The sequence below is a fragment of the Rhodovulum adriaticum genome, assembly GCF_004345735.1.
Classification (GTDB): Bacteria; Pseudomonadota; Alphaproteobacteria; order Rhodobacterales; family Rhodobacteraceae; genus Rhodovulum; species Rhodovulum adriaticum.
Genome location: NZ_SLXL01000001.1, coordinates 95,525 through 120,913, shown reverse-complemented (window position 1 = coordinate 120,913; position 25,389 = coordinate 95,525). Strand labels below are relative to the sequence as shown.

Below are 25,389 nucleotides of genomic sequence, written 5' to 3'. Positions count from 1 at the left end.
GGGCTCAGGGTGTTCATATATTTTCCCCCGCCATGAGGCAAGGCGATCCATCGACCCCCACCCCGGCAAGGGGCGTAGTTTTCGTGGCACGGTTGTCGGGATCGTGGGGTTTCAGGCCCGCATTGGTATTTTGAATCGGTACAAAGGCATGGTATACGAACGCCAAGCAAAGGAGTTCTTCGTCATGAAAGCTATTACCTCTTCCCTGTTCGCCGCCTCTCTGATCTGCGCCCCGCTTGCGGCGCAGGCCGAAACCCCGATGGAGATGGCGCAACGCCTGGACGCCTGCAACGGCAACCAGGTCAACTCGGCGCGCATGACCGACAAGGGTCTGGCCGTGACCTGCGGCAGCATGTCGGTGTCGACCCAGTCGGCCCCCGATAATGGCCTTTTGATGCCCGTGATCGGGCTGGCGGGTCTGGCATTCGTCTTCGGCGCTATGGCCGGTGGGTCCAGCGCCTCTGACACCCAGTAACGGGGCGTCCCCCTTTGGATCTGGTTTGGGGCGCAATGTTGAACGCCGCCCCAAACCGCGCCAACATCCGGGCATCCGCCGCGTCGATCCAGGCCGTGGCCCCGTGTGATTTGGCACGCCAACCCGCCTGAAGCGGGCTTACCTCCCTCAACAAAGATCCCCCGGAAAGCGTCGGTTCGAACGCGATCTGCGCCGTTGGAGGCCGAGTCAGGCAAGCCAGGGTTTCGGGCCGTAGGTCGTGTGCCATGGCTTGCCCCGCCGCCCGGTAAAACCGACACCGACAACGCCGATTTGGAACGGCGCACCGGCGGACAGTCCGGTCGCTGCGGGTGTGGCCCATGGGCTCATGGCCCCGGCGCGGTGATTCTGTCGTTGGGCATAGCTCGCATGCACGCATGCACCCGGTGCATGGGGGCTATTTTCTATTCGGACTTGCACAGGGGGGGCGTAACCTTGCCAACAGGGGAAACCTTTTCCCCGTGCCCGTGACCTATCACCCATGGGCAGCGACTGCCCCGGCGTGGCCATACGCTGGCCGCGCGGGGCCCAGATGCAGGAGGCGCCCTTGAGCGACAGCAACCGTATTGCCGATCCCCGTCTGCGCGACAGGATCATGGATGCCGAGGCCGCGGCGGCCCGGATCGAAAACGGCGCAACCATCGGGATGAGCGGCTTCACCGGGTCGGGGTATCCCAAGGCGGTTCCGCTGGCGCTGGCCCGCCGGATCGAGGCCGAGCACGCCGCCGGTCGCCCGTTCCAGGTGCGGATCTGGACCGGCGCGTCGACCGGGCCGGAACTGGACGGCGCGCTGGCCAAGGCCGGGGGGATCGAATACCGGCTGCCCTACAACTCGGACCCTGTCGCCCGCGAAAAGATCAACGCAGGTGAAATGGACTATGTCGACCTGCATCTCAGCCAGGTGGCCCCCATGGCGCGCCAGGGGTTCCTTGGCCCGCTGGATACCGCCGTGATCGAGGTGTCCGGCATCACCGAGGATGGCGCGCTGATCCCGTCGTCGTCGATGGGCAACAATAAGACCTGGCTGGAACAGGCCCGGCAGGTGATCCTGGAGGTCAACCGCTGGCAAAGCCCGGCGCTGGACGGGATGCACGACATCTATTACGGCACCGCGCTGCCCCCGCACCGCAAGCCGATCCCGCTGGTTCACCCGGACGACCGGATCGGCCAGCGCCATTTCCGCTGCGACCCCGACAAGATCGTGGCGGTGGTCGAAACCGACGCGCCGGACCGCAACGCGCCGTTTTCTCCGCCGGACGCGGTGGCCCACGCGATCGCCGGCCATCTGCTGGACTTCTTTGCCCATGAGGTGAAACAGGGCCGCCTGCCGCCGGAGCTGCTGCCGCTGCAATCGGGGGTGGGCAATGTCACCAACGCGGTGATGCTGGGCCTGATCGAGGCGCCGTTCGAGAATCTGACCGCCTATACCGAGGTGGTGCAGGACGGCATGCTGGACCTGATGGATGCGGGCAAGCTGCGCTTTGCCTCGGCCACCGCGCTGTCGCTGAGCCCGGAAAAGGCCCAGTGGTTCAACACGCAGGCGGATCGGTTCCGGGACAAGCTGATCCTGCGCCCGCAAGAGATTTCAAACCACCCCGAACTGATCCGCCGCCTGGGCTGCCTGGCGATGAACGGGCTGATCGAGGCCGACATCTACGGCAGCGTGAATTCCACCCATATCATGGGCTCGCGCATCCAGAACGGCATCGGTGGATCGGGGGATTTCGCGCGTAACGCCTATGTCTCGATCTTCATGTCGCCCTCTGTGGCCAAGGGCGGCAAGATTTCCACCATCGTGCCCAAGGTGTCCCATACCGACCATATCGGGCAGGACGTGCAGGTTCTGGTGACCGAACAGGGGCTGGCCGATCTGCGCGGGCTGGATCCCAAGCGGCGCGCGCAGAAGATCATCGGCACCTGCGCCCATCCCGATTTCCGCCCCGCGTTGCAGGATTATTACGACCGCGCGCGGCGCACGTCTTTCGGGATGCACGCGCCCTGTCTGCCGGACGAGGCGCTGTCCTGGCACACGCGCTATATTCAGACCGGGTCGATGCGGCCCTGATCGGGAAAGGGGCGGCCACGCGGCCGCCCCTGGCCCTTTAGGTGCCTGCGGGCATAGGATTGCTGGCCGCCTTGTAGGGCGCCCAGTCGGTGATGTCGGGATAGTATTTCCGCCGCCATTCCCGCACCCGCGGGTTCATCCGGCGCCGCCACAGCGGCGGGATCATCGCCAGCGAGGTCATCGCCGGATAGCCCAGGGGCAATTGCGGGGCCTCGTCCTCGGAATAGGTCTGCAACAGCGGAAAGCGGCGCTGCGGCTTGTAGTGATGGTCCGAGTGGCGTTGCAGGTTGATCAGCAGCCAGTTCGACGCCGTGTGCGATGCGTTCCAGCTGTGATGCGGTTTCACGTGTTCATACTTGCCCTCGCCCAGATAGCGCCGGGTCAGGCCGTAATGTTCCACGTAATTGGTCAGCTCCAGCTGCCAGACCGCGATGAAGGCCTGCCAGACGAACAGCGCCAGCCCGGCCCAGCCGCCGATCCACAGCGCCAGCCCCAGCATCGCCAGTTGCAGCGCGCCATAGCGCCAGAACGGGTTAGAGACATGCCAGACAGGCCGGTTCGCGCGGGCCAGTTTCAGCCGCTCTGCCCGCCAGGCGGACGGAATGCCGGTTTTCAGCACCCGCCAGAAAAAGCGGTGGAACCCCTCGTTATAGCGCGCCGTCACCCCGTCGCGCGGCGTGCCGACATGGGGGTGATGCACCAGCAGGTGTTCGGTGCGGAAATGGCTGTACAGAACCGTGGACAGCAGCAGATCGCCCAGCCAGCGTTCCGTCTTGTTCGACTGGTGCAGCAGTTCATGCGAATAGACGATCCCCACCGTGCCCGAGATCACGCCGACGCCGAAGAACAGCACGATGGTTTCCAGCGCGTTCAGGTGGTCGGTATGGGTCACCCACCACAGCATCCCAAAGATCGTGACGAACTGGATCGGGAACCAGATCATGGTGATGAAGCGGTACCAGAACAGATCCTTTTCGGGGGTCTGCGGGTCGGGGTTCTTTTCGTTCAGGCCCAGGATGGCATCCAGAACCGTGACCGACAGCCAGCCGTAAACGGGTAGCAGGATCACGGTCCAGCCCCCGACGGTGGCCCCGGTCAGGGCCAGCGGGATCATTCCCAGCGATAGCCAGAAGGGCAGGGCGTTCTTGAGTTGGGCGATGGGCGGTTTGTCAGGCATGACAGTCTCCGAATCTCTCGCGCGCGCCCCGTGCCCGCAGGTATAGACCCGCCCGCCCCTTTCACTCAACGCATGCCTGCGTCGCGGCGCGCAATGTCAAAGGCCTTGCGCATCACCGTCGGCAGATCCGAGGGGCGGAAATCCCCCGGCTGTAGGAACGCGCCCCGCGCGGGCGTGCAATCGGCGGGCAGTTGGGCCACGCGCACCGACAGGCGCAGATGGAAATGGGTAAAGGTGTGGCGCACCTCGGCCCCGGTATCGCGCCATTCCACGGCGGCTGGCGGCGCCTCGGCGGGCGGATCTTCACGCCAGTCGGTGCCGGGCCAGCCCAGCATGCCGCCCAATAACCCCCTGTCCGGTCGCCGTTCCAGCAGCCAGGCCCCATCGGCGCGGCGCCCGACATAGGCGATGCCGTGGCGTGTGGGCTTGGGCTTTTTCGGCTGTTTGCGGGGCAGATCGGCGGCAATGCCTTGCTGGCGTGCGGCGCAGGGCGCGCGCAGCGGGCAGATCCCGCAGGCGGGGCTTTTGGGCGTGCAGATCGTGGCGCCCAGATCCATCACCGCCTGTGCGTAATCGCCGGGGCGGCGGGCAGGGGTCAGCCGGGCGGCGAGCGCGGTCAGTTCGGGCTTGGCCGGGGGCAGGGGCGTCTGCACGGCAAACAGGCGGGCCATCACCCGTTCAACGTTGCCGTCCACCACGGTTTCGGCCCGGTCAAAGGCGATGGCCGCGATGGCCGCGGCCGTGTAGGGGCCGATCCCGGGCAGGGCCAACAGCCCCTCGCGCGTGTCGGGAAACCGCCCGCCCATCTCGCCCGCCACCACGCGCGCGCATTTCAGCAGGTTGCGGGCGCGGGCATAGTATCCCAGCCCGGCCCATTCGCCCATCACCGCCGCATCCTCTGCCCCGGCCAGGGCGGCCACATCGGGCCAGCGGGTCGTGAAGCGGTGGAAATAGTCGCGCACCGCCGCGACCGTGGTTTGCTGTAGCATCACCTCTGACAGCCACACGGCATAGGGGTCGGGCTGCACCCCGGCCGCGCGGGCCGCCGGCCCCACACGCCAGGGCAGGTCGCGGGCGTGGCGATCGTACCAGGCCAGCAGGGCGGTGCTCATCTCCTCGTCACGCAATCTTTATGCTCCTTGCGCGGTCATTGCCTTTGCTGCGGCGCTGCCTCGCGCCTAAGCTAAGTCGCGATGATGGGAAAGACAGACATGACGGAAACGGGCGACAGGGCAGCACGGCGCATGCGCGGGTTCGAGCGTGCGGCGGGCCTTGTGCAATCGCGTATCCGCCGCGCCGGAGAGGCGCGCGGGTTTGCCGTGTCGCGGCTGTTGACCCATTGGGCGGAAATCGTGGGCGAACAGACCGCCGCTATCGCCCGCCCGGTCGAGGTCAGCTATGGGCGCGAGGGGTTCGGCGCCACGCTGACCCTGCTGACCACCGGCGCGCAGGCCCCGATGCTGGAAATGCAGAAAGAGGCGATCCGCGAAAAGGTGAACGCCTGCTACGGATACGCCGCCATTTCGCGCATCCGCCTGACCCAGACCGCGCCCACCGGCTTTGCCGAGGGGCAGGCGCAGTTCGCCCCCGCCCCCAAACGCACCCCGCGCGCGCCCGATCCCGCCGTGCAGGCCCAGGCCGCCCAATTGTCCGGCGATGTCCGGGACGAGTCCCTGCGCGCCGCCCTTGAAGCCCTTGGCCGAAACGTTCTATCCGGCCCCAAACGTCAATGAGGTTCCCCCGATGATCCGCATCCTGACCCTCTCTCTCGGTATGGTGATGCTGGCCGCGCTTGGCGGTGGCTGGATCGCATCCGCGCCCTTTGCCCCGGCAGGCCTGTCCGGCGCCGCCCATGCCGAAGAGGCCGTCACGGTCGACTCCTTCACCCTGGGCGATCCGGACGCGCCGATCCGCCTGACGGAATACGCGTCCTTTACCTGCGGGCATTGCGGCAATTTCCACGACGATGTCTTCAAGCGGCTCAAGGCGGACTATATCGACACCGGCAAGGTCTACTTCACCTACCAAGAGGTCTACTGGGATCGCTACGCGGTCTGGGCTGGGCTGCTGGCGCGTTGCGGGGGCGGCACCCGTTTCTTTGGAATCGTGTCGCTGCTGTATGAAAAGCAGCGCGACTGGATCGACGCCAAGGATCCGACGCAAACGGGTGAGAACCTGCGCCGCATCGGCCGCACCGCCGGGCTGAGCACCGAACAGATGGATGCCTGTTTCACCGATGTCGCCCTAGCCGAGGCGCTGATCGCCCATTCCGACGCGGCCACCGAACGTGACGGGGTAGACGGCACGCCCTCGATCATGATCGACGGCGAGCTTTACTCGAACATGCGCTACAGCCGCCTGAAGAAGATCCTGGACGCCAAGCTGGAGGGTTGATCGACCCTAGCCCAGGCGGATCCGCGCCAGCGCGGCGTCGATCGCGGACCAGTCGTCGATTTCCAGTCGGACCGGCAGGGTCAGAACCTTCTGGCGAAAGGACGCGGGCAGGCGCACCGCGTCCTTTTCCGTGGTAACCAGTTGCGCGCCCAGCAACGTCGCCTCGTTTTCCAGCCGCGCCATCAGGGCGGGGGTCAGCGGCTGGTGATCCTCCAGCGCCTCTGCCCGGGCCAGGTCGGCACTCAGGCCCCGCAGGGTGGCAAAGAACTTCTCGGGGTGGCCGATCCCGGCAAAGGCCAGCACCCGCATATCGCCCCAGTCCATGCCCGTGGGCAGCGGGCGCAGCGCGCCGGTCACATGGGGGCAGGGGATGCGGGCGCCCCAGCTTTCTGCGAAATGCCGTTGCGCCGCGGCCGGTCCGATGGACAGCACCGCATCGGCACGCCGTAAACCCACGTCCACGGGTTCGCGCAAGGGGCCCGCCGGGATCACCCGCCCGTTGCCAAAGCCCTTGGCCGCATCCACCACGACGATGGACAGATCCTTGGCCAGCGCGGGATTCTGTAACCCGTCATCCAGCACGATCGCCTGCGCGCCAGCGGCCACCGCCGCCTGTGCGCCAGCGGCCCGGTCCCGCGCGACCCATGTGGGGGCAAAGGCGGCCAGCAGCAGCGGTTCGTCGCCGACATCCGCTGCGTCATGGGTGCGTTCCTGCACGCGCACCGGCCCCTCCAGTCGCCCGCCATAGCCGCGGCTGACCACATGGGCGGTCACGCCCCGTTCCATCAGCCGCATCAGCAGCGCGATCACCGTAGGCGTCTTGCCGGTGCCGCCGGCGTTGATGTTGCCCACGCAGATCACCGGCACGCCGGGCGCCAGCCCCGGCCCCTGTGCCAGCCGCCGCGCGGTGCCGCGCGCATACAGCGCCCCCAGCGGCGCCAGCGCCCGCGCGGCCAGGCCCGGTCGGTCGGGCGGGCGGAACCAGAAACGGGGTGCGCGCATCAGCCAGCCTCCGCCATGTCCAGTGTGTCCAGCATACGCTGCACGATCCGCCCGGTGGCCACGGTGCCCGCGCTGGTCACGTCCCAGGCCGCGCGGGCCAGGTGCGCGGCGCGTTCGGGCGCCAGCAATTCGCCCAGCCCCTGCGCCAGGCTGGCTGCGTCCTGTACCGGCCTGGTGGCGCGGGCCTTGGTCAGGCGCTCGAAATGGGCAGCATGGGTTTCGGTCATCGGCCCGTGCAGGATCGCCGAGCCGAGCGCCGCCGCCGCGCAGGGATCGGGACCGCCCCCCGCCCCCAGCGTGCCGCCCAGGAACGACACCGGCGCCAGGCGCAGCCACAGGCCCAGCTCGCCCACGGTATCGGCAAGGTAGATCTGGGTTTCCGCCGTCGGTTCGTCCCCGGCAGAGCGCAGGCCCACCTCCCAGCCTTCGGCGCGCAGGCGCTGTGCCAGGGCCGGGCCGCGGGCGGGATCGTCGGGGACCAGGATCAGCAGCAGCCGGTGCATGTGCCGGATGATCGCGGCATGGGCCGCCACGGCAACCGGGTCTTCGGGGGCGCGGGTGCCGGCGGCCAGCCAGACCGGCCGCCCGGCCAGCAGCAGGGCCAGCGCCTCGCGCTCTGCCGGGGCAAAGGGTAGGGCGGCGCTGCCCTCGTCCAGCGGGCCGCAGGCCGCGATCTGCCAGCGCGGCACCCCCATGGCCCGTAGGGCCAGTGCGATTTCCGCGCTTTGGGCATACAGCCGGTCGAAGCGCCGCAACAGCCGCCGCGTCAGCCCGGTACCGATCCGCCAGCGCCGCTGCCAGCCCCGGGGGATGTCGCGCGCGATCAGGAACAGGGCCGCCCCGGTCGCATGGGCCTGTGTCGCCGGGGTGGCGGGCAGCGTGGCCGGAAAGAACAGCGCCAGGTCGGGGCGCCAGTGCTGGCAAAAGCCCAGGGCCGCGCGCTGCCTGTCCGGCGGCGGGGCCGCGTATAGCAGGGCGGGCAGGTCCGCGCCCTCTGCCCAGGGGGGGGCGGTTCCGGCCTCGGTCAGCAGCACGGTCAGGTCCGGGCGCGCCTCTGCCAGGCGGGCCAGCAGTTGCGCGGTTGCGGCGCGGTCCTTGGGGGGCGGCGCATGCACCCAGATCAGCGGCCCCGAGGGCCTGTCGGCCGTTGCGGTCTGCATCGCCGCCGGGATCAGCCGCCCAGTTCCTCGGTCGGGGCTGTTTCGACCTCTTCGTCGCGCAGGCGGTGGATATGGGCGATGAAGTAGCGCATGTGGGCGTTGTCCACGGTGCGCTGCGCCTCGGCCTTCCAGGCGTTATAGGCGCTGGCATAGTCGGGGAACATGCCCACGATATGGATGTTCTCGACATCCTTGAAGGTGGTGCGGCTGGGGTCCACCAGTTCGCCGCCGAACACAAGGTGCAGGCGTTGGGTCATCGTATCCTCCGGGTGCCGTTCGCGTCGGGGTCACCCTAGAGCATGGTGAAAGGCGGCGAAAGCCCGCTCAGGCCAGCCGCGTGACGATCTGCCCGTGCAGGGCGGGCGGTGCCGCGATCACGCCCGCCGACACAGGGTGCGCGGTGTCGAAACGCAGCGCGCCGCCGCGCCGGTCGGTGACGCTTGCGCCGGCCTCGCGTGCGATCAGGCTACCGGCGGCGGTGTCCCAGTCCCAACTGTCGCGCAGGGTCAGCATCGCATCGTACCGCCCCTCGGCCACCAGGCACAGCCGATAGGCCAGCGAGGCCCGCAAGGACCGTTTCAGATGTGGCGGCGGGCCGGTCCAGTGGTCGGGGTCCAGCGCGGCGCGCGCGGTAAGCACCGCGGCCCCCTCCAGCCGGTCACGGCTGCTGGCGCACAGGCGGCGCCCGTTCAGCCAGGCGCCGCCGCCCACGGTCGCCTGATACAGCGCCCCCATCATCGGCAGGTAGACCACCGCGGCGGTGATCGCCCCGCTGCGCGCCACCGCCAGCGCATGGGCAAAGGTGCGTTCCCCCCCGATAAAGGCGCGGGTGCCGTCGATGGGATCGACGACAAAGATATGCTCGGCCTCCAGCCGGGCGGGGTCGTCCTCGGATTCCTCGGACAGCCAGCCATAGGCGGGGCGCGCAGCCCGCAGCCGGTCGTGCAGCATCCGGTCGATTTCCAGATCGGCCTCTGTCACCGGGCCCTGGTGGCCGGGCTTGTCCCAGGTGGCCGGGTCACGCCGCCAGTAGCGTTCGGCGATATGCCCCGCCGCGCGGGCGGCCTCTGTCAGCAGGTCCAGGTCACGCACCGGCAAGGGTCATGCCCTCGACCAGCAGGCTGGGCACCCGGCGCGACAGGTGATCGCGCGCGTCGTTGGCGGGGATCACGCGGCGCAGCATGTCAGGCAGATGCCCGGCGATGGTGCATTCGTTGACCGGATAGGCGATCTGCCCGTTTTCCACCCAAAAGCCAGAGGCCCCCCGCGAATAATCGCCCGTGTTGGGGTTGATGGTGGACCCGATCAGCGAGGTCACCCACAGCCCCGTGCCCATCTGGGCCAGCAGATCGTCCCGGCTGTGCGCGCCCGGTGTCAGCGTCACATTCCCGACCGAGGGGGCGGGCGGCGCGGATGTGCCCCGCGCGGCGTTGGCGGTGCTGTCCATCCCCAGCTTGCGCCCGGTCGCCAGATCCAGCACCCAGCCTTGCAGCATGCCATCGCGCACCCAGGCACGGCGTGCCGTCGGCAGCCCCTCGCCATCGAAGGGGCGCGACCCGGCGATGCGCGGACGATGGGGATCCTCGATCAGCGACAGGGCCGTGGGCAGCACCTGTTCGCCCAGCAGGTCGCGCGCCCAGGACGCGCCGCGCGCGATGGCCTGGCCGTTGATCGCCGCCAGCAGATGCCCGATCAGCGAGGCGGCGATGCGTTCGTCGTACAGCACCGGATAGGCCCCGGTTTTCGGCTTGCGCGCGCCCGCACGGGCGGCGGCGCGCTCGGCCGCCAGTTGGCCCACCGTTTCCGCGTCGGGCAGGTCGGCCTGATAGGTGCGGGTTTCGCCGCACCAGTCCCGCTCCATCCCCGTGCCCGTGCCGCTGATCGCCACGCAGGAAATCGCGCGGTCGGTGCGCGTGTAGCCCCCCGAAAAGCCGTTGCTCGCGGCCAGGTGCAGGCGGCGGCGGGAATAGCCGGCGCTGGCCGATTGAACCTGCGTGATACCCGCATGGGCCAGGGCGGCGGCCTCTGCCCGGCGGGCGTCATCCTCCAGCGTGGCGGGGGCCGGCTCGGGGGCGGGGTCGGCCAGGTCCAGCGCGGCGATGTCCACGTCGCGGGCCAGACGATCGGCATCGGCCAGGCCCAGGGTTTCGTCCTGCGGCGCCTCGCGTGCCATGGCCACGGCACGGGTGGCCATTTCGGCCATTGTTTCGGCCCGCGTGTCCGAGGCCGAAACGCAGGCCTGCCGCCCATCCACCAGCACCCGCAGGCCCAGGTCCACGCCCTCGGCCCGTTCGGCCTGTTCCAGCGCGCCGGCGCGCACGTCGATGGACAGGGATGTGCCTTGCACCGCCAGCGCGTCGGCGGCATCGGCCCCCGCATTGCGCGCCGCGTCCAGCAGGGCCTGTGTCAGGGTCTCGATCTGGTCGGTCATCGGGCCTCCGGCGCTTGGGGATGGGTTCTCAGCTAATACGCCGGACCCACCCCTGCAAGGCCCGCGCAGATCAGCGCAGGCGCTGCCCGTTGGCCAGAACCTGCCCGTTCTCGGTCACGGTGATTTCCGACACCAGCGTATCGCCCCCCGCGCCGGGCCGCGCGAACAGGCCCAGCATCATGCGAAAGCCGGTGGCCTGTTCGGCCGGAACCAGCCCCATGTTCACCAGCTTGTCCAGCAGCGCGTTGCCGCCCACCAGTTGCAGCGCCAGGCTGCCCTCGGGGCGCGGCATGCCGTCAAAGGTCGTGGTGTCGGAATTGTCGAAGCTGAAATCGCCCGCGCCGGTCAGTTCCGCCCCGGCCAGGCTAAGCCGCAGGTCGCGCACGGTCAGGGCGTGCAATTCGCCGGGCGCGGCATCGCCGGTGTCGGTGGTGGGGTCGGTGATGTCCACGGTCCAGCGCGATTTGCCCGCCAGGTCCAGCACCAAGGTCGCCGGATCACGCGGGAACTGCCCGGCAGGATCCAGCATCGCCCAGATCTGATCGCTGAGGTTCAGCCCGACCAGACGCGTCAGCAGCGCGAAATCGGCCGGCTTGTCGGTCGGCAGCAGGGGCATCTGCATGCGGAACTCGACTTCTTCCAGCGCGGCGTCCAGCGTGGGCAGGGGGATTTCCGGCCCGCTGATCGAAATCGCCGTGTCCGTGCTGGCCACGGCATAGGTCATGCCATCCTCGCCCAGGGCAAAATCCAGCGCCCCCGAGGCCGAGCGCGTATCGATGGTGGTTGTATCGCCCGCCTCGACCACGTTCATGCGGTATTCCATGCCGCCGTGGGTCAGCCCGCCGGTGATGTCCAGCCCCGCGCGCAGCATGTCGGCCAGCTCGCCATTGGCTGCGGCATCGGGCAGCGCCCCCTTGGAGGTGGAACTGATGTCGCGGATCTGCGCCGTGATCGCGCCGCGGCTGCCATCGTCGGGGTTGAGGCCGGACACGCTCAGGGTCATGCGGTCGGCGTCAAACGCACTGTCAAAAAACTGCCGCGCAGCGCCCTTTTCCACCAGATAGCGGCCAGTGCCCTGGGCGATAACCATATCCAACACGGCGTCCACGGCTGCGCCGTCCACCAACAGGCGGTCCAGCGTCACGCCGATCTCGGGCGCGCTGAAATCGTAACGGATCGCCTGGGGCACGCCGCTTGCCACCAGCGACAGGCCGGGCTGGCGCACGGTCATGTTCAGCTCGACCTTCTCGCCCTCGTCCGATCGGCCGGTTGCCATGATCGGAAAGGCCGGCGCCATGGCGATGGTCACACTGCCGTCGTTTTCCTCGGTAAAGGCGATGCTGCCAAGGGCGACGGTGGAACTGCCCCCATCGGGCATGGCCGCGGAAATCGTCAGGTCGCTGACCGTCAGCGTGCGCCCGCTGCGCGCCTCGGTGCCGCGCACGGTCTGGCCCGTCCCGGTGACCACACCTTTCCATGCCGCCCAGACCTGGTCGGCGGTCACATCGGCATGGGCGGGGGCCGCAAGGCACAATCCACCGGCAACAATCCCGGCGGCGGCCATCTTGAATCGGGTCATCGCAAATCATCCCTGTTGGTGCGTTGGCGCAAGCTTCGGCCCTTGCCCGGCCCAAGTCAACGGAACGTTGCGCTGGCCTGCCCGCCACGGCTGGGCTAGAGCAGAGGGCAGAGAGAGGGGCAGGCGACGGAGGGGAAAATGACCGACCTGACGGGCAAGAGCGTGCTGATTACCGGGGCAAGCCGCGGCATCGGTGCGGCGGCCGCGCGGACCTTTGCCGAGGCGGGCGCGCATGTGGCGCTGGCCGCGCGCAGCGAAGAGGCGATCACCACCATCGCCCGCGAAATCGGGCCGGGGGCCATCGCGCTGCCCTGTGACGTGGCCGATTTCGGGCAGGTGTCCGACGCGGTGCGCGCTGTGGTCAAGAGCTTTGGCAAGATCGACGTTCTGGTGAACAACGCCGCCGTGATCGACCCGATCGCCCACATCGCGACCGTCGATCCGGCGGATTGGGCCCGCGCGATGGACATCAACCTGAAGGGCGTGTTCCACGGCATCCGTGCGGCCATGCCGGTGATGGCGGCGATGGGCGGCGGCACGATCCTGACCGTCAGTTCCGGCGCCGCCCACAACCCGCTGGAGGGCTGGAGCGCCTATTGCACCACCAAGGCGGGGGCGGCCATGCTGACCCGCTGCGCCGACCTGGAGGGGCGCGAGGACGGCATTCGCGCCATGGGCCTGTCGCCGGGCACCGTGGCCACCGACATGCAGCGCGACATCCGCGACAGCGGCGTGAACCCGGTCAGCCGACTGGACTGGTCCGAGCATATCCCGCCCGCCTGGCCCGCCCGTGCGCTGGTCTGGATGTGCACGCCGGACGCGGATGAATTCATCGGACAAGAGGTATCGCTGCGCGAACGCGCGATCCGCCGCCGCGTGGGGCTCGAGGCATGATCGAGATCGAGCGCGCCGAGGGGCGCTGGACCGTCATCATCAACCGCCCCGACAAGGCCAATTCCCTGACCCGGGACATGTTGTCCGGGCTGGCCGACCTGGCCGAAGAGGCCGCCCGCGAAAACGTCGCCGCCTTTGTGCTGACAGGCCGGGGCAAGGTGTTTTCCGCAGGCGCCGACCTGGACGAGGCCCGCGCCGGGCTGGCGACCGATCCCGTCTGGGAACGACTGTCGGGGGCCATCGCGGCGCTGCCGGGCCTGTCCATCGCGGCGCTCAACGGCACGCTTGCGGGGGGCGCCTTTGGCATGGCGCTGGCCTGCGATCTGCGGCTGGCGGTGCCGGGGGCCAGATTCTTTTACCCGGTGATGAAACTGGGCTTCCTGCCGCAACCCTCGGACCCCGGGCGGTTGGCCGCACTGGTGGGGCCTGCCCGGGCCAAGCTGTTGTTGATGGGCGGGGCAAAGATCACGGCGGATGAGGCCTATGCCTTCGGCCTGGTCGATCTCGTGGTGCCGGGTGAAGAGATGGAAACCACGATCGACGCCCTGGTGGCCGACGCGATCGCCGCGCCGCCCCAGATTCGCGCGGGCATCAAGGCACTGTGCAACGGACGCCCCGCCTAACGCCGCCGCCGTGGCCCCGGTGTCTTGGAGTGAAAGCCGGGCGGGCGTTTCGCCACCCAGGCGGTGAACTTGGCGATACGGGGATGGGCGCGCAACGCGGCGATGGTGTTGTAGTCGCGGGCCAGTTCGGCCTCTGTCAGGGTGGCGTGGATTTCATTGTGGCAGATCTGGTGCAACAGGACAGTCGGCCCGCCCTTGCCGCCGCGCAGTTTCGGGGTCAGGTGATGCAGGCTTTGCTGCGCCTCGGGCGGGATCGGGCGGCCGCACAGCGGGCAGATCGGCACATCGCGGGTCATGGGCCAAGGATGGGCCACCGCGCGTGCCCGGGCAAGGGATGACGATGGGCGAAACAGTCCAGGCATTGGTGATCGGGGCAGGCCCGGCAGGGCTGATGGCGGCAGAGGTGCTGGGCGCGGCAGGCCATGCGGTGCTGCTGGCCGAGGCCAAACCCAGCCCCGCGCGCAAGTTTCTGATGGCCGGCAAATCCGGGCTGAACCTGACCCGGGCACAGCCGTTCGACGATTTCCTTTCCCATTACGCCGAGGCCGCCCCGCATCTGCACCCGATGCTGGCCGAATTCGGCCCCGATCAGGTCTGCGCCTGGGCCGAGGGGCTGGGCCAGCCCGTATTCACCGGCAGCACGGGGCGGGTATTTCCACGGGCGATGAAGGCCTCGCCGCTGTTGCGCGCCTGGCTGCGGCGGCTGGAAGGGCTGGGGGTGCGGCTGCGCACCCGCTGGCGCTGGATGGGCTGGGATGGGAACCGGGCGGTTTTCGACACGCCGGACGGGGTGCGGCAGGTGCAGGCGGGGGTGACGATCCTTGCCTTGGGGGGCGCCAGTTGGGCGCGGCTGGGATCGGACGGGCGATGGGCCGATCTGCTGGCCGGGGCGGGTGTGCCGCTGGCCCCGTTCCAGCCAGCCAATGCGGGGCTGCGGGTGGATTGGTCCGCGCCCATGGCCCGCGTCTTTGGCCAGCCGGTCAAGGGTGTGGCCCTGCGCGCGGGTGATGGTTCGTGGCACCGGGGCGAATTCGTGATCTCTGCCCGTGGGCTGGAGGGCGGCGGCATCTATGCCCTGACCCGCCCCTTGCGCGCGGGCGCGCCGCTGGTGGCCGACCTGATGCCCGACTGGCCGGTGGACAAGATCGTTCAGCGCCTGTCCCGCCCGCGCGGCAAGGCCAGCCTGTCCAACCACCTGCGCAAGGCGCTGCGGCTGGACCCGGTGCGGCTGGCCCTGCTGATGGAATTCGCCCGTCCGCTGCCCGAGGCGCCCGCCGATCTGGCGGCGCGGCTCAAGGCGCTGCCGATCCGCCACGCCGGGCCGCGCCCGCTGGACGAGGCGATTTCCACCGCGGGCGGTGTGTGCTGGGATGCGGTGGACGGCGACCTGATGCTGCACGCATGCCCGGGCACCTATCTGGCAGGCGAAATGCTGGATTGGGAGGCGCCGACGGGGGGCTATCTGCTGACCGCCTGTTTCGCCACCGGGCGTTGGGCCGGGCAGGCGGCGGCGCGGCGGCTGGCGGCGGGCTGAGCGGGCGTTACCCCCGCCGCGCCCCCAGCATCGCCAGCCGGATCAGGGCGCGTTCCATCACTGCCATCTGCGGCGCCTTCTGCGCGGAACGCAGCGTCAGATCGGTGTCGATCAGCAGGCCCAGCCCCTGTTCCAACTTTGCCACGCCCAGGTTTTGCGCCTGGCGCACCATGCGGTCGCGCGATTTGAAATGCACCGGCGGGCGCAGACGGCCGATGCCGCGGGCGGGGCCCTCGGGGTCGCTGGCGGCGGCATGCAGGGCGCGGTACTGGCGGGTGGCGGTGATGCACAGGGTGACCGGCGTCACCCCCTGCGCCTGAAGGCGGCGCAGCATCGGCCCGATCTCGGCGGCCTTGCCCTCTGCCACCGCATGGATCAGCGCGTCGGCCTCTCCCTCGACCGAGGCGGGCGCGCAGGCGGCGATATCCTCGGGTGTCAGGGGGGCGGGATCGTTCAGCTTGAACAGCGACAGCTTTTCCACCGTCTGGCTGAAATCCCCAGGATCCAGCGCCAGCGCCAGGTCGGTCAGCGCGCCCATCGCGGTACTGTCGGGCAGGGGCAGGCCGGCCTTGGTCAGCATCGCCTCGATCTCGTCCCGGCCGGGCGGGTCGTCGTAGATGCCGATGGCCAGCGCGTTGGCGTGCCCCTCGAACAGCTTGCGCAGGGCAGAGCGTGGCGTCAGTTGCCGGGCCGTTACCACCAGTTGCGCGTCGCCCTCGGCCCAGTCGCTCAGCGCGGCCTTGATCGTGTCGGCCAGCCCGTCGGCGGCGTCCTCGACGAAAACGACGCGGGGGCCTGGGAAAAAACCGCGTGCCTTGACCGCGTCGGCCAGGGCGGCCGGGTCGCTGCGCAACTCGCCTGCCATCATGCGGGTCAAGCGCATCTCTTCCTCGGCATTGGGGCCCAGAAGGTTGGCGATCAGCTCCTGCCGTTTCAGCGCCACGCGCATCGCATCCGCGCCGAACAGCAGAACCCCCGCCCGGTCAGGGTCGGGCCGGGTGAAATAGCGGGCAGCGTCGCGGCCCGACAGTTTCATGAGCGCCAGTCCGATGCCGTGACCAGCAGCCGCGACACCAGCTTGTCGGCCAGAATCACCATCAACCGATCCTCGGCGTCACGCTCTGCGGTCAGGGTGGCCAAGGTGCTGCCGGTGGCGGAATAGGCGGTAAAGCCGGTGATTTCGCCCGACCCCAGCACATCGCCGTCCAGGTTGCGCAACTGATAGCTCAGGCGGCCCGTCAGGTTGTAGCGCGTGGTTTCCTGTTTCGAGGTGATGCCCAGCCGGTCCGTGTCGGTTTCGACCCGATAGGACAGCCGGTAGGGCGCCGCCCCGGCCCGGCCCAACCGGTTTTCCAGCCGCTCGACCAGGGCGAATTCGGCCTTGGTGCCGGGGTCATCCACCGCGATCTGGCCGCGCAGCCCCTCTGCCGCGCCGCCCGGCCCATAGGCGGGGGCGAATCCGCAGCCCGCCACCAGTGCGGCGGCGGCCATCCCGGCCAGCAGGGTGCGGCGATCAGATAACGACATTGACGATACGGCCCGGCACGACGATCACCTTTTTCGGGGCGCCGCCCGCCAGCGCCTTCAACACAGCATCATCGGCCAGCGCCAGCTTTTCAACCTCGTCCTTCGGCATGTCCTTGGGTACCGTCAGTTCCGAGCGGCGCTTGCCGTTGACCTGGATCGGCAGGGTTACCGTATCCTCGACCAGCATGTCGGGATCGGTCTGCGGCCAGGGGGCGTTGGCAACCAGGCCCTGACCGCCCAGGATGTCCCAGATTTCCTCGGCCAAGTGGGGGGTCATGGGTGCCATAAGCTGGGCCATGACCATTGCGGCCTCTCGCCGCGCGGCAAGGCTGGCACTGGATTTCGCTAACGTGTTCGTGAAAGCATACAATTTCGCGACCGAGGTATTGAAGCCAAAGCTTTCAATGCCCATTGTCACGTCGTGCACTGTTCGATGCAGGGCGCGGCGCAGGGCAAGGTCGTCTCCCCCAACTGCTGCCGCGCCCTTCGCGTTTTGGGGCACTTCCGATTCGTAGGCCGCGATGCCGCCGCCCTGTTCCATTTCCTCGGCGATGCCGTTGGCGATGCGCCAGACCCGGCCCAGGTGTTTATAGGCGGCCTCGGCCCCTGCGGCGGTCCATTCCACGTCGCGTTCCGGCGGGCTGTCGGACAGCATGAACCAGCGCGCGGTATCGGCGCCGAACGATTCGATGATGTTCACCGGATCGACGACGTTCTTTTTCGATTTCGACATCTTGGCCGAGGGGATGGTTTCCACCGCCGCGCCCGTGGTCTTCAGCTTGCCACCCTCGACATCCTCGGGCAGGTGATAGACCGGGCGGTCGTTTTCATCCCGCGTCAGATAGATTTCATGCGTCACCATCCCTTGGGTGAACAGCGCGTCGAACGGCTCTTTCGCCTTGGCCGGCAGGTGCCCGGTGATGTGCATCGCGCGGGCAAAGAAGCGGGAGTAGAGCAGGTGCAGAATCGCATGCTCGATCCCGCCGATATACTGGTCCACGTTCATCCAGTACTCGGCCTCGGCCATATCGGTCGGCGTGTCGGCCCGCGGCGCGGTAAAGCGGGCGTAGTACCAAGACGAATCCACGAAGGTATCCATCGTGTCGGTTTCCCGCCGCGCGGGCGCCCCGCATTTCGGACAGGTGCAGGCGGCCCAGGTCAGGTGCCGGTCCAGCGGGTTGCCCGGCTGGTCAAAGGACACGTCGTCGGGCAGCCGAACAGGCAGGTTTTCCTTTTTCTCGGGTACCACGCCGCAGCTGTCGCAATGGACCACCGGGATCGGGCAGCCCCAGTAGCGCTGGCGCGAGATGCCCCAGTCGCGCAGGCGGAACTTGGTCACGCCGTGGCCCACGCCGTTTTCCTCGCAGAACCGAATCGCGGCCTCGATGGCCTGTTCGCCGGTGGCGACCTCGTCCCAGGCAAAGGCCTTCAGCCACTTCACCTTTTCGGTCTTGGGGGGCACGAAAGCCTCATCCCCGACCGGCTGGCCGTTTTCCAGCGCGACGAAGGTGTCGGTCACCGGCAGGTCGTATTTCCGCGCGAAATCCAGGTCGCGCTGGTCGTGGGCCGGGCAGCCAAAGATCGCGCCGGTGCCGTAATCCATCAGGATGAAATTGGCGATGTAGACCGGCAATTCCCATGCGGTGTCAAAGGGATGGCGCACGCGCAGGCCGGTATCCAGGCCGCGTTTCTCGGCCTTTTCCAGCTCTTCCTCGGACGTGCCCAGGCGGCGGCATTCGGCGCAGAATTCCGCCACCTTGGGATCGTCGCGTTCCAGCGCCTTGGCCAGCGGGTGATCGGGGGAAATACCGACGAAGCTGGCCCCCATCAGCGTATCGGGGCGGGTGGTATAGACCTCGATCCGGTCGAAATCGTGCGGTGCGTCGATCAGCGAAAACGCCATTTCCAGACCGCGCGATTTGCCGATCCAGTTGCGCTGCATCAGCTTGACCTTCTCGGGCCAGTTATCCAGCCCGTCCAGCGCCTCCAGCAACTCTTCGGAGAAGTCCGAAATCTTGAAGAACCACTGCGTCAGCTCGCGCCGTTCCACCAGCGCGCCGGATCGCCAGCCGCGCCCGTCCTCGACCTGTTCGTTGGCCAGAACGGTCATGTCCACCGGATCCCAGTTGACCACCGCGTTCTTTCGATAGACCAGGCCCGCGTGCAGCATGTCGATGAACATCGCCTGCTGCTGGCCGTAGTATTCGGGGTCGCAGGTGGCGAATTCGCGGGTCCAGTCGATCGACAGGCCCAGCGGTTTCATCTGGTCGCGCATGTCGGCGATGTTGCCGTAGGTCCAGTCCTTGGGGTGGCCGCCCCGTTCCATCGCGGCGTTTTCCGCGGGCATCCCGAAGGCATCCCAGCCCATCGGGTGCAACACGCTGAAACCGCAAGAGGATTTATAGCGCGCCACCACGTCGCCCATGGTGTAATTGCGCACATGCCCCATGTGGATTCGGCCAGAGGGGTAGGGGAACATCTCCAGCACGTAATACTTGGGCCGGTCCGCGTCGCGTTTCGCCAGGAAGGTGCCGTCGGCCTCCCATGCTTGCTGCCACCTCGGCTCGATCTCGCGGGGATTGTAGCGCGCCATTTTGCGGTCCTATGCTTTCGGTCAAACGCCGGGCGCGATGGCCCGGCGTCGTGCATAGTCATGTGGGGCGGGGCCGTCCAGAGGGGGGATCGCCGCTTGCGCCCGCCTACTGAATCGACAGATCCAGATTGTAGGCCACGGTTTTGCCCGTGTCGCGGTCGTTGCCCATCAGGTAGACCCGGATGGTATAGGGGCCGTCCTGCGGCAGCGTGACCAGCGCGCGGTTGCCCGACATCGCACCGTTATAGATGGCATAGCCCTGGCTGCCCGGCGACAGGATGTTGAAATAGACCGTTCCGTATCCGTCGGTGACGGTGGCATCCAGCGCTGCGAACATCTGCTGGCCGCCGCGCGCCCGCAATACATAGTCGGCATAGCGTTGCCCGGTGATGCTGCCGCTGATCATCGTGCCGAAGCTGCCCGGTGCGAAACGGACCTCTGTCACCGTCTGGGCGTGCGATGCCGGCGCTGTCAGCGCGGCCAGGCAAAATGCGCCGACCCCCAGAATGCCGTGCAAGACGGGTGCCACCATCTGTCTGGACTCCTGCTATATATGCGGAGATCAGCCTAGCATGGATCGGGCGCGCGCGCCCGTGTCAGAGTTTGCTGTCGCGGATGCGCAACTGGCGGGCACGGGTCAGGATCGCGTCCTCTACCGCGCGGGTGGTTGCGGCATCGACCGGCCCGCCGCGCGTGTTCAGCGCCAGTTTCAGCGACCGCGCATCCAGCGCGGGATCCTGCACATAGACGGTGGCGCGATAGGCGCGCCCGCCGCCCGGCGGCGTGCCATAGCCGGTGACGATCACACCGGAAAACGGATCGACCGACTGAATCGGCAGGAAGTTCAGGATTTCTAGCGAGGCCTGCCAGATATACTTGTTCACCGCGACGGTGGTGTTGGGGTCGTCGTCGTTGTTGAACAGATCCCAGATGGTCGAACGGTTCCGGGCGCCCTCTTCGCGACCGGGGATGTTGGCATTCTGGCGCTCGATGACCGCCTGCCTGTCCTCGGGGCTGCGTTCGGGGAACAGGCCCCCACCACACCCGGCCAGCGCCGAGGTCAGGATCGCAAGCGTCGCGATGCGGGAAAAGCTGTAAAAGGTCATGCAAACCGCCCCTGTTCGATCCCCCTGGTCTTTAGCCGAGGGCGCGGGATGGAACAAGGTTTTTCCCTTTCCCGCCAAGGTGGCGGGCCCCGTGCTGCGGTGTGGCAAAGCTGCATCAATCCGCGGCGCCCTGAACCCCCGGGGTCGCGTCCGCTTGCATTTGGGGGGGGGAAGCGCGACACAGCCAACATACTCAGTTCGGATGCTCCGACCTGAGGTGCATCTTAAATGAATGAGGGAAAACCATGAAAAAGGTTCTCTTCGCGACCACCGCTCTGGTTGCTTCGACCGGCTTCGCCGCCGCGCAAGGCATTGACATCGGCGCCAGCGTCGAAATGGGCGTCGTTGGTGGCGGCAACAACACCGGTGTGAACAACACCCAGTTCCACACCTCGACCACCATCAACTTCTCGGCTGAAGGTGAAACCGACGGCGGCCTGACCTACGGCTTCAACATCCGTGCCGACGCCGACGGCCGTGGCATCAACGGCGCCACCACCTGGGACAACGAATACGCCTACATCTCGGGTGTGTTTGGCACCCTGACCCTGGGTGAAACCGACGGTGCCGTCGACAAGCGCATCACCGAAGGCGTGGGCAACCCGGGCTCGATCGCTGACGACGAAACCACCCACATCGGCTACATGGGTTCGTTCGGCGACGGCGCCTACGACAACCAGATCCTGCGCTACGACTACGACTTCGCCGGCTTCGGCATCTCGCTGTCGACCGAGCTGGACGACACCGACACCGTCGATGACGGCTACGCGGTTGCCGTGTCCTACGACACCGAGTTCTCGGGCGTTGGCGTTGGCTTCGGCCTGGGCTACCAGAGCCTGGAATCGGACGGCACCTACATCCCGGGCAACCTGGGCAACTACTTCGCCGTCGCTCTGCCGGTTGGCACCGATGTCGAAATCGTCGCCGTCAGCGTCGATCTGGACTTCAACAACGGCTTCGTTGCTGGTCTGGCCTACTCGCAGTGGGACCTGCCGGGTGCCGACGTCGACCACATCCAGGTTTCTGCCGGCTACACCTTCGACGCCTTCTCGATCGGCGCGAACTACGGCCAGTATGACCTGCCCGCCGGCTTCGGCACCGTCGAAGGCTACGGCCTGGCCGCGTCCTACGACCTGGGTGGCGGCGCTGCCGTGCACTTCGGCTACGGCGACAGCAGCTGGAGCACCGTTCTGGATCCGGCCTCGATCTCCGGCACCGACGCTGGCCAGGAAACCTGGTCGCTGGGTATCGCGATGTCCTTCTAAGTTCTTCGGAACTTGGAGTACGGGAAGAGCGGGCCATTGGCCCGCTCTTTTCATATCCGGGTGGCAAATCGACATCCAACCGGGCGCGTGTTATCTGCGGCGCAGACCGGACAAGGATGGACCGCGCCCGATGTTGCCCCTCTCAGCCCCCCAGGTGAAACAACTGTTGTCCGAGGCCGCGCAGCGGCTGGCCGCGGGCGACCCCGATGCTGCGCAGGCGCGGCTGGACCGTGTGTTGCAGGCCCAGCCCGACCTGCCCGAGGCGCGGTTTCAGATGGGCCGCGTGGCGCTGGCCCGCGGCAATCCCGGCGCCGCCTGCACCCAGTTCGACCGTGCCGCCCACGCCCGCCCCAAGGAACCCGCGATCTGGCAGGCCTGGGCGCAGGCCGCCAACGCCACCGGGGACAAGGCCGCCGCCAAGACCCTGTTGAAACGCGCGCGCGCCGCCGGTCTGGACCGCGCCACCCTGGCCGCGCTGGACCGCGCGGTCAGTGGGGCCGCACCGCGCGCGCCGAAACTGGGCAAGCTGCCACCGCAACAGGTGCAGGCGCTGGTCGCGCTGGTCAATTCCGGCAAGCTGGCCGAGGCCGAATCGCGCGCCCGAACCTTGCGCGGGCAATATCCGGGCGTTGCGATCCTGGCCGACATCCATGCCAATGCCCTGGCCCGGCTGGGACAGGTGGACGCCGCACGCAAGGCGCATGAGGACGCGCTGCGCCTGGACCCGGATTTCCTGGAGGCGCGGATTGCCTATGGCCGGTTCCTGCTGCAACAGGGCGCCGCGGCAGAGGGGCTGCCCCACCTGCGCCGCGCGGTGGCGTTGGCCCCGAAATCCGCGCCCGCGCTGATCGCCCTGGGCCATGCGCTGACCCGGCTGGGCCTGACCGAAGAGGCGGTCGAGGTGCTGGGCCGCGCCGCCCGCCACCAGCCCAAATCCCCCGAACCGCAGGCGCAACTGGGCCACGCCCATCTGAAGGCGCGCGATTTCGCCGCCGCGGCCAAGGCGTTCAAACGCGCCGTCGCCCTGGGGGATACGCGGGTTGCCACCCTTGAGGCGCTGGCCCAGGCGCTGGATGGGGCCGGCGATCCCGAGGGTGCCCTGGCCGCCCATGACAAGGCGGTCGCCGTCGCCCCCGACCGCGCCGATGTCCATGGCCGCCGCGCGATCCAGTTGCAGCAGATGGGCCGCTTCGACGAGGCCGAGGCCGGGTTTCGCCGTGCCCTGACGCTGGACCCGGACAGCGGGGAACCCTATCGCCTGCTGGTCGCGGGCCGCAAACTGGCCGGGGACGACCCGCTGATCCAGGATATGGAAACGCTTTACGCCCGCGAGGGGCTGAGCGATCACAGCCGGATGAACCTGGCCTTCGCGCTGGCCAAGGCGATGGAGGATTCGGGCCAGCACGACCGCGTCTTTGGCTATCTGCATCCCGCCAACGCCCTGATGCGAAAGATTTATCCCTATGACATCGCGGACCGCCGCGCCGAGCTGGACCGGATCAAGGCCGCCTGTGCCGGCACCGATTTCACCGCGCGGCAGGTCGCGGGGGCGACCGCGTATGCGCCGATCTTCGTCACCGGGATGCCGCGTTCGGGCACGACGCTGGTGGAACAGATCATCGCCAGCCATTCCCGCGTCACGGGGGGCGGCGAACTGGGCTACCTGGCGAACGAGGCGCTAAGCTTGATGGCCGACGGGGCAGGGGGGCTGCGCCCGGTGTCCGACCTGGACGATGCGGAACTGGCCGGGCTGGGCCGCAAGACAGAGGCGCATTTCCGTATGCGCCTGCCCGGATCGGATATCGTCACCGACAAGTCGATCCAGACCTATTCGGTGGCCGGTGTTGCCCAGCTTGCCCTGCCGAACGCGAAAATCGTGGTGGTCCATCGCGACCCGCGCGATACCTGCCTGTCGATCTACAAGAACATCTTTGCCGAGGGCGCGCATCGCTATGCCTACAACCTGCGCGACCTGGGACTGTATTACCGGATGTTTCTTGAACTGGTGGCGTTCTGGCGCGAAAAGCTGCCCGGACGTTTGTACGAAATCCGCTATGAGGATCTGATCGCCGACCCAGAGGGGCAGGCGCGCGCGCTGATCGATGCCTGCGGGCTGGACTGGCAGGACGCGTGCCTGAACTTTCACCAGACCCGGCGGCAGGTAAAGACGCTGAGCCTGCAGCAGGTGCGCCAGCCGATCTACCGCTCGTCCATGAAGGCATGGCAGCGATACGAGGATGAGCTGGCCGAACTGGTCGAGGCCCTGGGCGATGCGGTCGAGGAAGGAACAGAGAATGGGGCTTGAGGATATTCGCCAAAAGGTCGCCCGCGCTGAGGCAGAGGCCGGGCGTGCGCCGGGATCGGTCACGCTGATCGCCGTGTCCAAGGTTCAGCCGCTGGACCGGGTAGAGGCCGTGCTGGAACAGGGTCACCGCATCTTCGGCGAAAACAAGGTGCAAGAGGCGCAGGGTAAATGGCCCGATTTCAAGGCGCGATTCGACGGGGTGGAATTGCACCTGATCGGGCCGCTGCAATCCAACAAGACCCGCGTAGCGGTAGACCTGTTCGACGCGATCCATTCCGTGGACCGGCCGAAACTGGCCCGCCGCCTGGCCGATCACGCGCAGGAACTGGGGGCCAGCCCGGACATCTTTATCCAGGTGAACACCGGGGAAGAGCCGCAAAAGGCCGGTATCCTGCCCGCCGATGCGGATGATTTCATTGCCGAATGCCGCGCGATGGACCTGCCCCTGCGCGGGCTGATGTGCATCCCGCCCGTAGACGAAACCCCCAGCCTGCACTTTGCCCTGCTGGCCAAGATCGCCGAACGCAACGGTCTGTCGGGGCTGTCGATGGGGATGAGCGCCGATTTCGAACAGGCGATTGCGCTGGGGGCCACCCATGTCCGGGTCGGCAGCGCGATCTTTGGCGCGCGCGACTACGGCTAGGCCACAATCAGGCGGGTGCCGGGCGCAATCCGCGCGGCCACCCACCGCAGGTGATCGCCGTGCAGGGCGATGCAGCCCTCTGTCGGGTGGTGCGGCTTGCGCCATTGATGGACGAAGATCGCCGATCCCCGCCCCGGCATGGCGCGGGGCCAGTTCCAGTCGGTCAGCAGCACCAGATCATACAGCGGATCGGCCCGGCGCAGCCGTTCGTGGCTGTGGGGATAGGGCGCACGGACCATCTGGTTATAGGCCGCATCGCCCGGATCGTCAGACCACAGATCGCCCGGCCCGATGGGCATCGCCCAACCCGCAGGACGGGCCATCCGGTCGGGACGATACAGCATCCCCACGATCCGGTGTGTGCCGCGCGGGGTCGCGCCATCGCCCTCGCGCTTGGTGCCGGTCACGCCGCCGCGCCCGATGGAACAGGGAAACCGCCGCCCGCAAAACCGCAGGTGAGTCGGGGTCAGGACAAGATCTGTATGCCGCATGCTGCGATCCTGCCCCGGCGCGCGGCGGGGAAAAAGGGGCTGCCTTGAGCCGCATCAAGAAAACCTGCGCCCCACGTGGTAGGCTACCCCCACGAGGAGAGTTCAAG

General features: G+C 68.0%; 25 protein-coding genes. 10 read left to right on the top strand and 15 right to left on the bottom strand.

The genetic code is table 11. From position 1 onward, the window contains the following. The first annotated feature begins 184 nt into the window (after nt 1-184). Together EV656_RS00600 and EV656_RS00595 are read left to right on the top strand one after the other, a co-directional pair. Complete coding sequence (locus EV656_RS00600; RefSeq protein ID WP_132598415.1) at nt 185-475, top strand: hypothetical protein; 291 nt, start codon at nt 185-187, stop codon at nt 473-475. A gap of 613 nt (nt 476-1,088) precedes the next feature. Continuing rightward, nucleotides 1,089-2,558, top strand: coding sequence for an acetyl-CoA hydrolase/transferase family protein (locus tag EV656_RS00595; protein WP_425057161.1), 1,470 nt, complete (start codon nt 1,089-1,091; stop codon nt 2,556-2,558). Nucleotides 2,559-2,595: 37 nt separating this feature from the next. On the opposite strand, the gene EV656_RS00590 is transcribed toward EV656_RS00595, so the two are convergent. Then, nucleotides 2,596-3,735: an alkane 1-monooxygenase gene (locus tag EV656_RS00590; protein WP_132598411.1), complete on the bottom strand. Its 1,140-nt coding sequence runs from the start codon at nt 3,733-3,735 to the stop codon at nt 2,596-2,598. Between the two features lie 65 nt (nt 3,736-3,800). Further along, entirely contained in the window at nt 3,801-4,847 is a 1,047-nt protein-coding gene (mutY, locus tag EV656_RS00585) for an A/G-specific adenine glycosylase (RefSeq protein ID WP_132599445.1), read from the bottom strand. Nucleotides 4,848-4,946: 99 nt separating this feature from the next. Here mutY and EV656_RS00580 point away from each other — a divergent pair, with 99 nt between their 5' ends. Beyond that, nucleotides 4,947-5,468: a DUF721 domain-containing protein gene (locus EV656_RS00580; RefSeq protein ID WP_132599443.1), complete on the top strand. Its 522-nt coding sequence runs from the start codon at nt 4,947-4,949 to the stop codon at nt 5,466-5,468. A gap of 10 nt (nt 5,469-5,478) precedes the next feature. Beyond that, the gene (locus EV656_RS00575; RefSeq protein ID WP_132598409.1) at nt 5,479-6,129 is read left to right on the top strand and encodes a DsbA family protein; all 651 of its coding nucleotides are present in this window, start codon (nt 5,479-5,481) and stop codon (nt 6,127-6,129) included. A gap of 6 nt (nt 6,130-6,135) precedes the next feature. Here the strand turns inward: EV656_RS00575 and lpxK are convergent, their stop codons facing one another. From lpxK to EV656_RS00545, 6 genes are all read right to left on the bottom strand, one after another. Continuing rightward, nucleotides 6,136-7,131 (bottom strand): tetraacyldisaccharide 4'-kinase, encoded by a 996-nt coding sequence (gene lpxK / locus EV656_RS00570; protein WP_132598407.1) that lies wholly within the window; start codon nt 7,129-7,131, stop codon nt 6,136-6,138. Then, the gene (locus EV656_RS00565; protein WP_132598405.1) at nt 7,131-8,291 is read right to left on the bottom strand and encodes a 3-deoxy-D-manno-octulosonic acid transferase; all 1,161 of its coding nucleotides are present in this window, start codon (nt 8,289-8,291) and stop codon (nt 7,131-7,133) included. Before EV656_RS00565 ends, lpxK begins: the two co-directional genes overlap by 1 nt. An 11-nt stretch (nt 8,292-8,302) precedes the next feature. Beyond that, on the bottom strand, nt 8,303-8,548 hold the full coding sequence (locus EV656_RS00560; protein WP_132598403.1) for a DUF4170 domain-containing protein: 246 nt from the start codon (nt 8,546-8,548) through the stop codon (nt 8,303-8,305). Nucleotides 8,549-8,615: 67 nt separating this feature from the next. Then, nucleotides 8,616-9,389: an inositol monophosphatase family protein gene (locus tag EV656_RS00555; protein WP_132598401.1), complete on the bottom strand. Its 774-nt coding sequence runs from the start codon at nt 9,387-9,389 to the stop codon at nt 8,616-8,618. Next, a complete protein-coding gene (locus EV656_RS00550; RefSeq protein ID WP_132598399.1) occupies nt 9,376-10,722 on the bottom strand; it encodes a TldD/PmbA family protein in 1,347 nt (448 codons plus the stop codon). The genes EV656_RS00555 and EV656_RS00550 overlap by 14 nt, the downstream gene beginning before the upstream one ends. A 70-nt stretch (nt 10,723-10,792) precedes the next feature. Then, nucleotides 10,793-12,301 carry a DUF2125 domain-containing protein gene (locus EV656_RS00545; RefSeq protein ID WP_132598397.1) on the bottom strand — a complete coding sequence of 503 codons (1,509 nt, stop codon included), beginning with the start codon at nt 12,299-12,301 and terminating at the stop codon, nt 10,793-10,795. A gap of 138 nt (nt 12,302-12,439) precedes the next feature. Here EV656_RS00545 and EV656_RS00540 point away from each other — a divergent pair, with 138 nt between their 5' ends. Together EV656_RS00540 and EV656_RS00535 are read left to right on the top strand one after the other, a co-directional pair. Beyond that, nucleotides 12,440-13,195 (top strand): SDR family oxidoreductase, encoded by a 756-nt coding sequence (locus EV656_RS00540; protein WP_132598395.1) that lies wholly within the window; start codon nt 12,440-12,442, stop codon nt 13,193-13,195. Continuing rightward, nucleotides 13,192-13,818, top strand: coding sequence for an enoyl-CoA hydratase/isomerase family protein (locus EV656_RS00535; protein ID WP_132598393.1), 627 nt, complete (start codon nt 13,192-13,194; stop codon nt 13,816-13,818). Before EV656_RS00540 ends, EV656_RS00535 begins: the two co-directional genes overlap by 4 nt. On the opposite strand, the gene EV656_RS00530 is transcribed toward EV656_RS00535, so the two are convergent. Continuing rightward, nucleotides 13,815-14,114, bottom strand: coding sequence for an HNH endonuclease (locus tag EV656_RS00530; protein WP_132598391.1), 300 nt, complete (start codon nt 14,112-14,114; stop codon nt 13,815-13,817). The genes EV656_RS00535 and EV656_RS00530 overlap by 4 nt on opposite strands. A gap of 44 nt (nt 14,115-14,158) precedes the next feature. Here EV656_RS00530 and EV656_RS00525 point away from each other — a divergent pair, with 44 nt between their 5' ends. Continuing rightward, nucleotides 14,159-15,352: a BaiN/RdsA family NAD(P)/FAD-dependent oxidoreductase gene (locus EV656_RS00525; protein WP_132598389.1), complete on the top strand. Its 1,194-nt coding sequence runs from the start codon at nt 14,159-14,161 to the stop codon at nt 15,350-15,352. A gap of 7 nt (nt 15,353-15,359) precedes the next feature. Here EV656_RS00525 and holA read toward each other — a convergent pair whose 3' ends face one another. From holA to EV656_RS00500, 5 genes are all read right to left on the bottom strand, one after another. Beyond that, a complete protein-coding gene (gene holA / locus EV656_RS00520) occupies nt 15,360-16,388 on the bottom strand; it encodes a DNA polymerase III subunit delta (protein WP_132598387.1) in 1,029 nt (342 codons plus the stop codon). After that, on the bottom strand, nt 16,385-16,879 hold the full coding sequence (gene lptE / locus EV656_RS00515; RefSeq protein ID WP_132598385.1) for an LPS assembly lipoprotein LptE: 495 nt from the start codon (nt 16,877-16,879) through the stop codon (nt 16,385-16,387). Before lptE ends, holA begins: the two co-directional genes overlap by 4 nt. Beyond that, nucleotides 16,866-19,472, bottom strand: coding sequence for a leucine--tRNA ligase (gene leuS / locus EV656_RS00510; protein WP_132598383.1), 2,607 nt, complete (start codon nt 19,470-19,472; stop codon nt 16,866-16,868). The genes lptE and leuS overlap by 14 nt, the downstream gene beginning before the upstream one ends. Nucleotides 19,473-19,578: 106 nt before the next feature. Then, nucleotides 19,579-20,004 carry a hypothetical protein gene (locus tag EV656_RS00505; RefSeq protein WP_242468952.1) on the bottom strand — a complete coding sequence of 142 codons (426 nt, stop codon included), beginning with the start codon at nt 20,002-20,004 and terminating at the stop codon, nt 19,579-19,581. 64 nt (nt 20,005-20,068) lie between these two features. After that, nucleotides 20,069-20,578 carry a DUF3576 domain-containing protein gene (locus EV656_RS00500; protein WP_132598381.1) on the bottom strand — a complete coding sequence of 170 codons (510 nt, stop codon included), beginning with the start codon at nt 20,576-20,578 and terminating at the stop codon, nt 20,069-20,071. Between the two features lie 245 nt (nt 20,579-20,823). Here EV656_RS00500 and EV656_RS00495 point away from each other — a divergent pair, with 245 nt between their 5' ends. The 3 genes from EV656_RS00495 (at nt 20,824) to EV656_RS00485 (ending at nt 24,791) form a co-directional block, all read left to right on the top strand. Continuing rightward, entirely contained in the window at nt 20,824-21,843 is a 1,020-nt protein-coding gene (locus tag EV656_RS00495; protein ID WP_132598379.1) for a porin, read from the top strand. A gap of 130 nt (nt 21,844-21,973) precedes the next feature. Next, nucleotides 21,974-24,148: a tetratricopeptide repeat-containing sulfotransferase family protein gene (locus EV656_RS00490; protein ID WP_132598377.1), complete on the top strand. Its 2,175-nt coding sequence runs from the start codon at nt 21,974-21,976 to the stop codon at nt 24,146-24,148. Further along, nucleotides 24,138-24,791 carry a YggS family pyridoxal phosphate-dependent enzyme gene (locus tag EV656_RS00485; protein WP_132598375.1) on the top strand — a complete coding sequence of 218 codons (654 nt, stop codon included), beginning with the start codon at nt 24,138-24,140 and terminating at the stop codon, nt 24,789-24,791. Before EV656_RS00490 ends, EV656_RS00485 begins: the two co-directional genes overlap by 11 nt. On the opposite strand, the gene EV656_RS00480 is transcribed toward EV656_RS00485, so the two are convergent. Then, the gene (locus EV656_RS00480) at nt 24,788-25,282 is read right to left on the bottom strand and encodes a L,D-transpeptidase family protein (RefSeq protein ID WP_132598373.1); all 495 of its coding nucleotides are present in this window, start codon (nt 25,280-25,282) and stop codon (nt 24,788-24,790) included. The genes EV656_RS00485 and EV656_RS00480 overlap by 4 nt on opposite strands. Between the last annotated feature and the right edge of the window lie 107 nt (nt 25,283-25,389).

Bases quoted from the DNA above. Each gene is read 5' to 3' on its own strand.
- EV656_RS00545 (WP_132598397.1), bottom strand. From the start codon at position 12,301: ATGACCCGATTCAAGATGGCCGCCGCCGGGATTGTTGCCGGTGGATTG.
- EV656_RS00600 (WP_132598415.1), top strand. From the start codon at position 185: ATGAAAGCTATTACCTCTTCCCTGTTCGCCGCCTCTCTGATCTGCGCC.
- EV656_RS00530 (WP_132598391.1), bottom strand. From the start codon at position 14,114: ATGACCCGCGATGTGCCGATCTGCCCGCTGTGCGGCCGCCCGATCCCG.
- mutY (WP_132599445.1), bottom strand. From the start codon at position 4,847: ATGAGCACCGCCCTGCTGGCCTGGTACGATCGCCACGCCCGCGACCTG.
- EV656_RS00500 (WP_132598381.1), bottom strand. From the start codon at position 20,578: ATGACCTTTTACAGCTTTTCCCGCATCGCGACGCTTGCGATCCTGACC.
- lpxK (WP_132598407.1), bottom strand. From the start codon at position 7,131: ATGCGCGCACCCCGTTTCTGGTTCCGCCCGCCCGACCGACCGGGCCTG.
- EV656_RS00490 (WP_132598377.1), top strand. From the start codon at position 21,974: ATGTTGCCCCTCTCAGCCCCCCAGGTGAAACAACTGTTGTCCGAGGCC.
- leuS (WP_132598383.1), bottom strand. From the start codon at position 19,472: ATGGCGCGCTACAATCCCCGCGAGATCGAGCCGAGGTGGCAGCAAGCA.
- EV656_RS00565 (WP_132598405.1), bottom strand. From the start codon at position 8,291: ATGCAGACCGCAACGGCCGACAGGCCCTCGGGGCCGCTGATCTGGGTG.
- EV656_RS00590 (WP_132598411.1), bottom strand. From the start codon at position 3,735: ATGCCTGACAAACCGCCCATCGCCCAACTCAAGAACGCCCTGCCCTTC.
- EV656_RS00540 (WP_132598395.1), top strand. From the start codon at position 12,440: ATGACCGACCTGACGGGCAAGAGCGTGCTGATTACCGGGGCAAGCCGC.
- lptE (WP_132598385.1), bottom strand. From the start codon at position 16,879: ATGTCGTTATCTGATCGCCGCACCCTGCTGGCCGGGATGGCCGCCGCC.
- EV656_RS00485 (WP_132598375.1), top strand. From the start codon at position 24,138: ATGGGGCTTGAGGATATTCGCCAAAAGGTCGCCCGCGCTGAGGCAGAG.
- EV656_RS00560 (WP_132598403.1), bottom strand. From the start codon at position 8,548: ATGACCCAACGCCTGCACCTTGTGTTCGGCGGCGAACTGGTGGACCCC.
- holA (WP_132598387.1), bottom strand. From the start codon at position 16,388: ATGAAACTGTCGGGCCGCGACGCTGCCCGCTATTTCACCCGGCCCGAC.
- EV656_RS00495 (WP_132598379.1), top strand. From the start codon at position 20,824: ATGAAAAAGGTTCTCTTCGCGACCACCGCTCTGGTTGCTTCGACCGGC.
- EV656_RS00550 (WP_132598399.1), bottom strand. From the start codon at position 10,722: ATGACCGACCAGATCGAGACCCTGACACAGGCCCTGCTGGACGCGGCG.
- EV656_RS00505 (WP_242468952.1), bottom strand. From the start codon at position 20,004: ATGGTGGCACCCGTCTTGCACGGCATTCTGGGGGTCGGCGCATTTTGC.
- EV656_RS00480 (WP_132598373.1), bottom strand. From the start codon at position 25,282: ATGCGGCATACAGATCTTGTCCTGACCCCGACTCACCTGCGGTTTTGC.
- EV656_RS00580 (WP_132599443.1), top strand. From the start codon at position 4,947: ATGACGGAAACGGGCGACAGGGCAGCACGGCGCATGCGCGGGTTCGAG.
- EV656_RS00525 (WP_132598389.1), top strand. From the start codon at position 14,159: ATGGGCGAAACAGTCCAGGCATTGGTGATCGGGGCAGGCCCGGCAGGG.
- EV656_RS00595 (WP_425057161.1), top strand. From the start codon at position 1,089: ATGGATGCCGAGGCCGCGGCGGCCCGGATCGAAAACGGCGCAACCATC.
- EV656_RS00535 (WP_132598393.1), top strand. From the start codon at position 13,192: ATGATCGAGATCGAGCGCGCCGAGGGGCGCTGGACCGTCATCATCAAC.
- EV656_RS00575 (WP_132598409.1), top strand. From the start codon at position 5,479: ATGATCCGCATCCTGACCCTCTCTCTCGGTATGGTGATGCTGGCCGCG.